This window comes from Thalassolituus sp. UBA2590, assembly GCF_002339775.1.
Classification (GTDB): domain Bacteria; phylum Pseudomonadota; class Gammaproteobacteria; order Pseudomonadales; family Oceanobacteraceae; genus Thalassolituus.
The window spans coordinates 466-12,024 of the sequence record NZ_DDKU01000151.1; the positions used below are offsets into that span (position 1 = coordinate 466).

Sequence of the window (11,559 nt, forward strand, 5' to 3'; positions counted from 1 at the left end):
CGCTGTTGCTGTCCACCAGACAATTGATGCGGATAGCGCTGTCCATATTCGTCCAAGCCAACCAGCTCGAGAAGCTCTTTCACTTTTTCCTGCTGCTCGCGTCGGCTCAGATCCCGAATACCGAAGGCAATGTTTTCTGCCACTGTCATATTCGGAAACAGTGCATTCTCCTGAAACATCAGCCCCACCGGGCGAGCTTCCGGGGGCGGGTGCAGACCATCATTCGCCAGCACTTCATTATCCACGTGGATCTCACCACGCTGAACTTTCTCCAACCCAGCGGCAAGGCGGAGCAGGGTGCTTTTGCCACCGCCCGATGGCCCCAATAAACAAGTAATCTGACCAGGCTCGACGGCAAAATCCAGCTCGTGAAGTACGGGAGTAGCACCGTAACTGTGGCTTATCTGAGAAAAAACTAACGGCATACAGGCGGGCTCGAATAACAGGTGTCACATATGCGAATGGTTCTTTATACTACACCAACCTCACGCGTAATATTAGAGCCGGCATGCAAAACCAACAGACGCAATGGCGTTGGCTAATCAGCAGTTTTCTTATTTCTGTTTTTACGCTTGTTCCCGTTATTGTCATTCTGACCTCCCTGTTCGCTCCAACGACATCAACATGGTCACATATCAGCAGTAGCGTTCTGCCCGGATACGTAGGTAACACTCTGCTCCTGATGGTTCAGGTCGCGCTCTATACCACTGTAATTGGCGTGGGAACGGCGTGGCTCACCGCTGCAACCGAGTTCCCCGGACGTCGAATTCTGACCTGGGCGTTAATGCTGCCACTCGCCGCCCCTGCTTATATCGTCGCCTATGTTTATACCGATCTGCTGGATTACAGTGGCCCGGTGCAGACCCTGATCAGAAGCCTGACTGGCTTGTATGCTGGTGAGTATTACTTTCCTGAAATACGCTCGTTGAGTGGTGCGGCCTTCATTATCAGTCTGGTGCTGTACCCCTATGTGTACCTACTGGTTCGTGTGGCCTTTATCCAACGCTCGGCGACACTTTATGATGCAGCGCGCACCTTGGGGGCCAGTCCGTTTTATGCATTCTGGCGCATCGCCTTACCAGCAGCCCGACCCGCCTTAGTGGGTGGCCTAGCATTGGTCTTGATGGAAACGCTGGCGGATTACGGCACGGTTGATTACTTCGCCGTACCCACCTTCTCGACGGGCATATTCCGAACCTGGTTTTCAATGGGGGATAAGGCTGCGGCACTGAAGTTAGCGGCGGTCATGTTCAGCTTTGTTGTTCTGCTCATCGTGATCGAAAAGTACAACCGGCGCCCGTCTCAGGCTCAAGCCATCGCCCGCGACGGTAACCTTCAGCGCACCCAGCTGACAGGCCTAGTAGCAGCAGGCGCGACATTACTGTGCGTTCTGCCTGTCGTATTGGGCAGCTTGATCCCTGGTGGCACCCTCGCGTATTTCGCACTGACCACAGGTGATCCACTGCTAGGACATGGCTTTACCGGGTTTATCGGCAATAGCCTGCAAGTGGCTTTGTCAGCGACACTGGCCGCTGTCATCATCGCGCTTGTCCTGACGTACGCTAAGCGTCTGACTGACAGCAAAGCCGTGAACCTTTCTATCCAACTATCAACACTGGGTTATGCGCTACCCGGTGCCTTGCTGGCAGTAGGCTTGTTCGCCCCGGTATCGCAATTCGATCGCGCCATCGCTACCTTCTTTGACGAGCAGTTTGATATTCAGACTGGGCTACTACTGACCGGTACGGTTGCCATCGTTGTATATGCTTATGTCGTGCGCTTTCTCACCGTGGCGTTCAACTCGACCAACAGTGGCATGGAAGCTATTCCTCCGATATACGATCAAGCCGCTCGCAGCCTGGGAGCGACTCCATGGCGCGTATTGAAAAGTATCCACCTGCCATTGATGAGCCGCTCAATACTGGCAGCGGGCATCCTTGTCTTCGTCGACAGTATGCGCGAGCTACCCGCTACCTTGCTGTTGCGCCCGTTCGATTTTGAAACGCTGGCGACCCGCGTCTATAAGCTGGCCAGCGATGAGCGCATCGCCGAGGCCTCCACCGCATCTTTACTCATTGTCGTTATCGGCCTCGTGCCTGTCCTGCTGCTCAACAAGCTATCCGATAAGCGCTGACGAGACTGCCGTTCTGATAGCCGAGTCTCGTCCTGATTGTCAGGAGACACACATAGTATCGAGTTGAATATTGGCCTCTTTGAACTAAACCTTGAGAACAGGCCAACGTTCACGAGAGGCAGCCCCATGTTTCTGAGGCACACGAGCAAACAGCAGCAAGCTGCCTATATACGACCACAAACCATGGTACTCGGCCTGCTTCTCTTGCTCACACTCGTGACAGTCGGCCAATACTACTTGTCTGAACAGCGCGTGTTTGATCAGTATCAGCAGGCTTCAGGCGAGCAGCAGAGCGCCATCATCGATGAACTCGCCAAGCAGTTCGAAAGGGACTATCACCAGCTACGCTTCCTTTATGCGACTCCACCCATACATGGCATAGTGCGGTCCTCAGGCAACGGCGGTATCGATCCGCTCGACAATACCCGGCAGGCACAATGGAAAGCCCGTCTGGAAACCATCTTTCAAGCTTACATTGAAAATAACGCTCACGCGTTGCAGGCGCGCTATCTGATCAATGACGGCAACTGGTCGGAAATTATTCGTGTGCAGCGCACCGGCAGCAGCACCCGGGTTGCAAACAGTACCGAACTTCAGGAGAAGCGGGGCCGCGATTACGTTGAAATACTGCCCTATATCCGAGCCAACGACTTCTACCTATCCGATATTGAACTGAATAAAGAATACGGGCGCGTTTCCTATCCACATCAATCAGTTTACCGACTCGTCATGCCGATATATGCGCAAGATGGCCATCTTTTCGGCGCACTGGTTCTTAACTTTGACGCCTATTTCCTGCTGTCTCGTCTCAGTAACCTGGCAGCCAATACAAGCAAAGTGTACCTGTACGATCACGATGGCCATATCCTTGTGTCACCCACATCGGGAGAGGCCTTCAGCTTTGAATTCGCAAACGCCACGCTCTGGAGCGACCTGTACAGCGCAGAGCAAAACTCTATTCACCGCGGTACCGCACTCGTATCAGCAAACAGCGACGGAGCGCACTACTACCTGACGCAGCGCCAGCTGAACATGCCCGGCTCCAATGGTGATCGGTTTATCAAGGTTGCCATAGCGACCCCAACGCGGCTTATCCAGCAACAAACGATCTCAGACACGTTGCGGTTCAGCGCCGCCGCCTTAGTTGTTTCTTTCGTACTGAGTGTGCTGTTCCTGTTCTACCAGCGGCAGGTACGTAAAACCTTAAATCTGAGTGATACCGAAGCACGCTTCCGTGCCATTGTGGATGACTCAACGGATGCCATCATAGGGATGCGCACGGACGGAACCATAACAAGCTGGAACAGCGCTGCAACCAGCATCCTGGGTTATAGCAGCCGCCAGATTGAAAACAGTGACTTTACCGAGACCTTTGCCACTGGCGAGCATCAGGAATGGGTCAAAGAAGTGATCGCCAGCGTTGCTGAAGGTGGTCAACCTGAGACATTACGCGTACCTCTTGTCTCAAAAAATCAGCACACTCTGACCACCCAACTCAGCGTATCACCCATCAAAACGGCCAAGGGAGCGGCCATCGGTGTTTCTGCAATCATTCGGGACATCAGCGAACAGGAACGAGCAGAACAACGAATCCGCGATTTAAACACTAACCTCGAAGCCGTCGTCGAACAGAGAACCGAAGAACTCGAGCAGGCACGAAATATGGCACTGTCCGCAAGCCGCGCCAAGAGCCAGTTTATTGCTAATGTCAGCCATGAAATCCGGACACCTCTTAATGGCATTATTGGTATGCTTCAGTTGATTCGCCGCGGCGAACTCAGAGTTCAGGAAAAGCGGTATCTTGATCTTGCAGATACCAGCTCACAATTATTGGCAGCGATCGTTAATGATGTCCTCGATTTTTCAAAGATCGAAGCAGGAAAACTCGATATTGATAATATCCCCTACGACCTCAATCGCTTGATCTCAGATCTGGTGCTATCCATGTCAGTCCCGGCGTCAGAAAAAGGTCTGGAGATCATTCTCGATGTTTCAGAAGTACAGTCACCTTCGCTTTCCGGTGATGCAAACCGTATCCGCCAAATACTCACCAACCTGATTAATAACGCGATCAAGTTTACGCTGAAAGGGCATATTCTTGTACGGCTGACTACGCAGAATACAAACGCAGAAAGCACCACATTGAGCATCGAAGTAGAGGATACCGGTGTCGGTATAAGCAAAGAAAAACTGCCAACCATTTTCGACGCCTTTGTTCAGGAGGATGCGGCGGTAACAAGAGAATTTGGTGGTACAGGCTTGGGACTCACTATTACCAATAAACTCTGTAAGTTAATGGGTGGCAGACTGGATGTTCAGAGCGAAAAAGGATCAGGCACTAAATTCACAGCCACTTTTGTTCAGAAATTGGCAGTAGGTTCAGAAGCTGAAAAACAAAACCCCGATTTTTCCGGGCTCAACTTCCATGTCATTGACCGCTCCGATGATTCAGCGGCAAACCTGGTAAAACTTCTCAAAAGCTGGGGTGCTCAAGCAATCAGCTCACGTCACCCACGGCCTGATGCGCATATCCGGAAAGGTAGCTACATAATCATTGATGCCACTCTGGCCGAAAACTTCGTACCTCATGAAAACGTCGCTGGAGTCATCATCACCGTGCCTCACGTAAAGCGCACAGAGATCGAACTTCCCGACTTGCATGGAGCCTTCCGTTTATCGAAACCCATTACTCCGGTGCAACTGGAGTATGCGGTTCGCCGATTAAAAACAGGATCTGCTGACGAAAAAAGTTCCAATCTGGAGAGCAGCGGTAAAACTGCCGCCCTGGCAGGGCGAAGAATTCTCGCGGTTGACGACAACCAGATTAACCTGGCGGTAATAGAGGGAATGGTGCGTCACCTTGGCGCTGAAGTCGTTTCCGCCGGAAATGGCGTAGAAGCCATCGATATGCTGCGTCGCTCCGGCCACCTGATTGATCTTATCCTTATGGATTGTCAGATGCCTTCCATGGACGGCTATGAGTGTACTCGCCAGATTCGCGGGGGATATGCCGGCGATAGTGCCTGCAGAATCCCTGTCATCGCAATGACTGCAAGTGCTATGGCAGGAGATCGTGAGAAATGCCTGCTCTCCGGTATGGACGATTATTTAGCCAAACCGATTGATAACGAAGAGCTGCGGAAAGCACTGACTCAATGGATGTCAGCCGTCACCTCTGCCGAATATCAGCCTGTAGAGCAGCTGGTGGTTGAAAAAAGCACTGACCTGGATATATACCCCGTGTGGGATAAGCCAACCGTCATGAAGCTGGTAAGTAATCAGGAAGAGCGACTAGGAAGATTAATTGATGTATTTCATGAGGCCAGTGAAGAAAAAGTCGCTAAATTGAAGAGCGCGCTGGCGCGGACTGATACCGCAGAGGTCGTGTCGCTCGCTAAGTTCCTGCAAGGCTCGTCGGCCAGTGTTGCGGCGACGCGGTTGCAACATATCTGCAAAACCCTGGAAGCCGAAGCCCGCGAGGGGCACATGGATACGCTGAAGAAATATAAGCACATGTTTGAGGATGAATACGACAAGCTGGAAGAAGCGTTCAGCGAGTTTCTGAGCAAGCGCAATCAGGCGTGAAACAGACAATGGTCGAGAAATGATTGGTAGTAAACTAAAAGACCACCAAAAAGCCCCGCCGTTACGGCTTTTATAGTCGGATAAACTCAGTGCTTACCAAGCTTCTCACGGATCTGATGACCACTGTACGCCGGTCGCAGCTCAGCTGCGTTTCAGCAGACATAAAAAAACCCGCCGGAGCGGGTTCTTTGTGATCCGATAAAACTCAGTGTTTACCAAGCTTCTCGCGGATCTGCTGAATCGTACGCAGCTGTGCTGCCGCTTCAGCAAGCTGAGACATTGCGCGGGAGTAATCAAAGTCTGCACCCTGATTTTCCATCGCCTGTTCAGCGTGTTTCTTCGCCTCCAGTGCCGCGGCTTCATCGATGTCGTTTGCACGAACAGCGGTGTCGGCCAGGATGGACACTGAATTTGGCTGTACTTCGAGATAGCCGCCAGAGACGTAGACAATCTCTTCCTCGCCGCCTTGCTTAACAATGCGGACAGGACCCGGCTTGAGCGGAGTCAGCAGGGCTGCGTGGCCAGGCTCAATACCCAGGTCACCCAAAGCACCAGCCGCGATTACTCGCTCGACCAGACCAGAGAAGAGCTTCTCTTCAGCGCTGACGATATCGCAGTGGACGGTCATTGCCATGTTCTATTCCTCTGTTCAGAGGAGGCAGAGCGCTGCACAAGTACAGCGCCTGCCCGCCCATTACATGTTGTTGGCTTTCTCGATGGCTTCGTCGATAGTACCGACCATATAGAACGCTTGTTCTGGCAGGTTATCGTAGTCGCCATTCAGAATGCCCTGGAAACCACGGATGGTTTCTTTCAGAGACACGTACTTACCAGGCGCGCCTGTGAAGATCTCTGCCACATGGAATGGCTGAGACAGGAAGCGCTCGATCTTACGTGCACGGGCAACCAGCTGCTTATCTTCGTCGGACAGTTCGTCCATACCCAGAATCGCGATGATGTCTTTCAGCTCTTTGTAGCGCTGCAGAACACCCTGAACGCCACGAGCGATGTCGTAGTGTTCGTTACCGATAACCAGTGGGTCCAGCTGACGAGAGGTGGAATCCAGTGGGTCGATCGCTGGGTAAATACCTTTAGACGCGATATCACGTGACAGTACAACAGTAGAGTCAAGGTGCGCGAAGGTGGTCGCTGGAGACGGGTCAGTCAAGTCATCCGCAGGTACGTATACCGCCTGGATCGAGGTGATCGAACCAGTCTTAGTAGAAGTAATACGCTCCTGAAGAACACCCATCTCTTCTGCCAGTGTAGGCTGGTAACCTACCGCAGATGGCATACGACCCAACAGTGCAGATACCTCAGTACCAGCAAGGGTGTAACGATAGATGTTATCAACGAACAGCAGTACGTCTTTGCCTTCGTCACGGAACTTCTCAGCCATGGTCAGACCAGTCAGTGCTACACGCAGACGGTTGCCTGGTGGCTCATTCATCTGGCCGTATACCATGGCTACTTTAGACTGTGCTTTGTCGTCCAGGTTTACAACACCAGACTCAGCCATCTCGTAGTAGAAGTCGTTACCTTCACGAGTACGCTCACCAACACCTGCGAATACAGACAGACCGGAGTGTGCCTTCGCAATGTTGTTGATCAGCTCCATCATGTTTACGGTTTTACCAACACCGGCACCACCGAACAGACCAACTTTACCACCCTTAGCGAATGGGCAGATGAGGTCAATAACCTTGATGCCGGTTTCCAGCAGGTCAGTGCTGTTCGCCTGCTCATCAAAAGATGGAGCATCACGGTGAATTTCGTAACGCTCTTCTTCGCCGATCTCACCACATTCATCGATCGGGCGACCGAGAACGTCCATGATACGACCCAGAGTTGCATTACCAACTGGTACACGGATAGGTGCGCCAGTGCTAGTTACTGGAAGGCCACGCTTAAGACCTTCAGTGGAGCCCATCGCAATAGTACGGACAACACCGTCGCCCAGCTGCTGCTGAACTTCGAGGGTGGTCTCAGTACCATCTACGGTCAGGGCGTCGTAGACCTTAGGTACATCTTCGCGTGGGTATTCCACGTCGATGACGGCACCGATGATCTGTACGATACGTCCGCTCATTTTCGGTTCCTCTTAACTTAAAACCTGTTCGCTGCCCGGCTTATACTGCCGCGGCACCGCTGACGATTTCTGAAATTTCCTGGGTAATAGCCGCCTGACGAGCCTTGTTATACAGCAAGTTCAGCTCGGTGATCATGTTGCCGGCGTTATCGGTGGCGTTTTTCATCGCCAGCATACGCGCAGCCTGTTCACAGGCATTGTTTTCTACTACACCCTGATAGACCTGAGATTCTACGTAACGCACCAGCAGACCTTCGAGGATCTCTTTGGCGTCTGGTTCGTAGATGTAATCCCAGTGACCTTTCAGTTCTTCGTCCTTTTGTGCCTTGAGTGGCAATAACTGCACCGCTTCAGGCGATTGGGTCATGGTGTTCACGAAACGGTTGTAGATGATGTAGAGACGATCGATCTTACCTTCATCGAACGCTTCCAACATTACCTTCACCGCACCGATCAGGCTGGCCAGCTCTGGAGCGTCACCCAAGTGAGACTGGGAGGCGACAACATTGCCACCGAAGCTGTTGAAGAACAGAGATGCTTTTGAGCCGATTGCACAGTAATCAACTTCAACACCCTTTTCTTTCCACTCTCCGGCTTGCTGGGCGAGGCGCTTGAACATGTTGTTGTTCAGGCCACCACACAGGCCACGGTCGGAAGACACCACGATATAGCCAACACGCTTGACGTCGCGGTCCTGCAGATAACGATGACGGTATTCAGAAGTCGCATTGGCCAGGTGACCGATCACATCACGGATTTTATCCGCATATGGACGGCTCTGTTCCATGCGCTGCTGAGCACGACGCATCTTACTCACAGCAACTTTTTCCATTGCTGAGGTAATTTTCTGCGTGCTTTGTACGCTCGAAATCTGCTCTTTAATTTCTTTACCGACTGCCATAATGCAACCTTGTTAACTGAGTGAATCCAGCTGGCGATTCATAGAACCGCCAGCACCGGACTTACCAGGTCTGAGTGCTCTTGAATTTCTCAATACACTCTTTCAGACCTGCCGCGATCTCGTCATTGAAGTCGCCCTTCACGTTGATCTTCGCCATCAGTTCAGCGTATTCGCTGTTGGCGTAGCTCAGCAGAGCAGCTTCGAATGCCTGAATCTTGGTCACTTCTACGTCTTCAAGGAAGCCTTCAGTAGCAGCAAAGATCGACAGACCCATGTCCGCAGTAGACATTGGAGCGTACTGACCCTGTTTCATCAGTTCAGTAACGGCTTTACCGTGCTCCAGCTGCTTACGGGTAGCTTCATCAAGGTCAGATGCAAACTGTGCGAATGCCGCCAGTTCACGGTACTGAGCCAGTGCCAGACGGATACCACCGCCGAGCTTCTTGATGATCTTGGTCTGTGCAGCACCACCTACACGGGATACAGAGATACCCGCGTTCATCGCCGGACGGATACCGGAGTTGAACAGGTTGGTTTCCAGGAAGATCTGACCATCGGTAATGGAGATCACGTTCGTAGGTACGAACGCAGATACGTCACCACCCTGAGTCTCAATGATCGGCAGAGCCGTCAGTGAGCCAGTCTTACCTTCAACACCGCTGACCTGCTTAACGTAGTCAGCGTTTACGCGACATGCGCGCTCAAGCAGACGTGAGTGCAGGTAGAAAACGTCACCTGGGTATGCTTCACGGCCCGGTGGGCGCTTCAGCAACAGGGAGATCTGACGATAAGCCCAAGCTTGTTTCGTCAGGTCATCGTATACGATCAGAGCATCTTCACCGTTGTCCAGGAAGTACTCACCCATCGCACAACCACCGTATGGAGCCAGGAACTGCATTGCTGCAGGATCAGCGGCGCCAGCGGCTACGATGATGGTGTGCTCCAGGGCACCGTGTTCTTCCAGCTTACGTACAACGTTAGCGATAGAAGACTGCTTCTGACCTACGGCAACGTAGATACATTTAACGCCAGTACCTTTCTGGTTGATGATGGCATCGATCGCCATCGCCGTTTTACCAGTCTGACGGTCACCAATGATCAGCTCACGCTGACCACGGCCAACCGGAACCATGGAGTCAACAGCTTTGTAACCAGTCTGCAGAGGCTGATCAACACCCTGACGTGCAATTACGCCTGGTGCAACGCGCTCAACAGGAGCGGTGGTATCAGTCTCAATAGGACCTTTACCATCGATTGGGTTACCCAGTGCGTCAACCACACGACCCAGCAATGCTTTGCCAGTAGGTACTTCAAGAATACGGCCAGTACACTTCGCAGTCTGACCTTCAGCCAGACCTTTGTAGTCACCCAGTACAACAGCACCAACAGAGTCACGCTCCAGGTTCATTGCCAGGCCGAATACGCCGCCTTCAAATTCAATCATCTCACCGTACATAGCGTCGGCAAGACCGTGGATTCGAACGATACCGTCGGATACAGATACGACGGTGCCCTCGTTCTGGGCTTGAGAAGTAACATCAAGGCTTTCAATACGCTTCTTGATTACTTCACTGATCTCAGATGGATTCAGTTGCTGCATGAATCGTCCCTCAAACTAGGATTTCATCGCTTCGGCTAACTTTGACAGTTTGCCAGTTAAGCTACCGTCTATAACCAAGTCCCCGGCACGGATAATGGCGCCACCGATGAGAGACTCATCGACTTCGCTGGTTACCCGTACGTCACATTGCAATTTGGCTTTTAAGGCAGCTGCCAGTTTCTCTGCCTGGGCATCGCTCAGCTCGTATGCTGAAGTGACGACAACATCTACTGCGTTCTGCAGTTTTGCCTTCAGTTCTTCATAGAGTTCAGCGATTTCAGGCAGTAATGCCAAACGCTTGTTTTCGGCCAATACGGCCACCAGGTTTTTGGCTGCTTCGTTCAGCTTGTCGCCACATACGTCAATAAGTGCCTGTGCCTGCTGTTCAGACGTCAGGGAAGGATGCACCAGTACCTTCGCCAGATCGGCGTCGGCTGCGAAAGCCGACAGGGTTGCCAGGTCATCAGACCAGGCGTCCAGTGCACTCTTCTCACTTGCTTCAGCAAACACTGCCTTTGCGTATGGCCGAGCGAGAGTTGTTAATTCAGCCATGGAAAACCTCGCTTAGAGCTCTTTGGCCAGTGAATCCAGCAGCTCATCGTGAGCTGTTGCATCTACTGATTTGCCAAGGATTTTCGCTGCACCGGCTACTGCCAGTTCAGACACCTGCTTACGCAGAGCTTCTTTAGCGCGGTTTGCCTCTTGCTCAACTTCAGCTTGAGCAGCAGCTACGATGCGCTCACCTTCGGAACGAGCATTATCTTTTGCTTCGTCCACGATCTGGTTCGCACGTTTGTTCGCCTGTTCGATGATTTCAGCAGCTTTCTCTTTTGCTTCACGCAGCTGGTCCGCGGCTTCTTTCTGAGCCAGTTCCAGATCACGTGCAGCGCGGTTAGCTGCGTCCAGACCATCGGCAATTTTCTTTTCGCGTTCTTGCATAGCCGTCAGCAGGTGAGGCCATACAAACTTCATGCAGAACCACACGAAGACGCCAAAAGTGATGATCTGGCCGATCAGAGTCAAATTTAAGTTCACGCCAGAGCCCTCATGTTCGTTGATTAAGGAAGTTCGTTAAGAAATGAACCCTTAAGCTGCGAACATCAGGTACAGGCCCAGACCAACGCCGATCATAGGCACGGCGTCAAGCAGACCAGCGATCAGGAACATTTTACCCTGAAGCATTGGACCCAGTTCAGGCTGGCGAGCAGTACCTTCCAGCAGACGACCACCCAGCAGACCAAAACCGATAG

The 11,559-nt window shown here is 52.1% G+C and carries 10 protein-coding genes; 2 read left to right on the plus strand and 8 right to left on the minus strand.

Annotation, left to right across the window (positions count from 1 at the left end):
* A partial coding sequence (locus tag B2067_RS12730; RefSeq protein WP_301388693.1) for an ABC transporter ATP-binding protein occupies positions 1-425 on the minus strand: 425 nt, incomplete at its 3' end.
* An 83-nt stretch (positions 426-508) separates the two neighbouring features.
* Here B2067_RS12730 and B2067_RS12735 point away from each other — a divergent pair.
* A complete protein-coding gene (locus B2067_RS12735) occupies positions 509-2,134 on the plus strand; it encodes an ABC transporter permease (protein WP_076514336.1) in 1,626 nt (541 codons plus the stop codon).
* Between the two features lie 126 nt (positions 2,135-2,260).
* On the plus strand, positions 2,261-5,719 hold the full coding sequence (locus tag B2067_RS12740; RefSeq protein WP_076514337.1) for an ATP-binding protein: 3,459 nt from the start codon (positions 2,261-2,263) through the stop codon (positions 5,717-5,719).
* 205 nt (positions 5,720-5,924) lie between these two features.
* Here B2067_RS12740 and B2067_RS12745 read toward each other — a convergent pair whose 3' ends face one another.
* From B2067_RS12745 to atpE, 7 genes are all read right to left on the minus strand, one after another.
* On the minus strand, positions 5,925-6,353 hold the full coding sequence (locus B2067_RS12745) for a F0F1 ATP synthase subunit epsilon (RefSeq protein WP_068436747.1): 429 nt from the start codon (positions 6,351-6,353) through the stop codon (positions 5,925-5,927).
* Between the two features lie 60 nt (positions 6,354-6,413).
* The gene (atpD, locus tag B2067_RS12750; RefSeq protein WP_273087981.1) at positions 6,414-7,808 is read right to left on the minus strand and encodes a F0F1 ATP synthase subunit beta; all 1,395 of its coding nucleotides are present in this window, start codon (positions 7,806-7,808) and stop codon (positions 6,414-6,416) included.
* 40 nt (positions 7,809-7,848) lie between these two features.
* A complete protein-coding gene (gene atpG, locus B2067_RS12755; RefSeq protein ID WP_068435183.1) occupies positions 7,849-8,709 on the minus strand; it encodes a F0F1 ATP synthase subunit gamma in 861 nt (286 codons plus the stop codon).
* A 61-nt stretch (positions 8,710-8,770) separates the two neighbouring features.
* Positions 8,771-10,309 carry a F0F1 ATP synthase subunit alpha gene (gene atpA, locus B2067_RS12760; RefSeq protein ID WP_068435185.1) on the minus strand — a complete coding sequence of 513 codons (1,539 nt, stop codon included), beginning with the start codon at positions 10,307-10,309 and terminating at the stop codon, positions 8,771-8,773.
* Positions 10,310-10,324: 15 nt separating this feature from the next.
* The gene (locus tag B2067_RS12765; RefSeq protein ID WP_068435187.1) at positions 10,325-10,861 is read right to left on the minus strand and encodes a F0F1 ATP synthase subunit delta; all 537 of its coding nucleotides are present in this window, start codon (positions 10,859-10,861) and stop codon (positions 10,325-10,327) included.
* A 12-nt stretch (positions 10,862-10,873) separates the two neighbouring features.
* Positions 10,874-11,344, minus strand: a complete 471-nt coding sequence (locus tag B2067_RS12770) for a F0F1 ATP synthase subunit B (protein WP_068435189.1) — start codon at positions 11,342-11,344, stop codon at positions 10,874-10,876.
* Between the two features lie 51 nt (positions 11,345-11,395).
* Positions 11,396-11,557 (minus strand): ATP synthase F0 subunit C, encoded by a 162-nt coding sequence (gene atpE, locus B2067_RS12775; RefSeq protein WP_301388696.1) that lies wholly within the window; start codon positions 11,555-11,557, stop codon positions 11,396-11,398.
* Positions 11,558-11,559 lie beyond the last annotated feature (2 nt).

Coding starts and splice junctions, on each gene's coding strand:
- B2067_RS12735 (WP_076514336.1), top strand. CDS start 509: ATGCAAAACCAACAGACGCAATGGCGTTGGCTAATCAGCAGTTTTCTT.
- B2067_RS12740 (WP_076514337.1), top strand. CDS start 2,261: ATGTTTCTGAGGCACACGAGCAAACAGCAGCAAGCTGCCTATATACGA.
- B2067_RS12745 (WP_068436747.1), bottom strand. CDS start 6,353: ATGGCAATGACCGTCCACTGCGATATCGTCAGCGCTGAAGAGAAGCTC.
- atpD (WP_273087981.1), bottom strand. CDS start 7,808: ATGAGCGGACGTATCGTACAGATCATCGGTGCCGTCATCGACGTGGAA.
- atpG (WP_068435183.1), bottom strand. CDS start 8,709: ATGGCAGTCGGTAAAGAAATTAAAGAGCAGATTTCGAGCGTACAAAGC.
- atpA (WP_068435185.1), bottom strand. CDS start 10,309: ATGCAGCAACTGAATCCATCTGAGATCAGTGAAGTAATCAAGAAGCGT.
- B2067_RS12765 (WP_068435187.1), bottom strand. CDS start 10,861: ATGGCTGAATTAACAACTCTCGCTCGGCCATACGCAAAGGCAGTGTTT.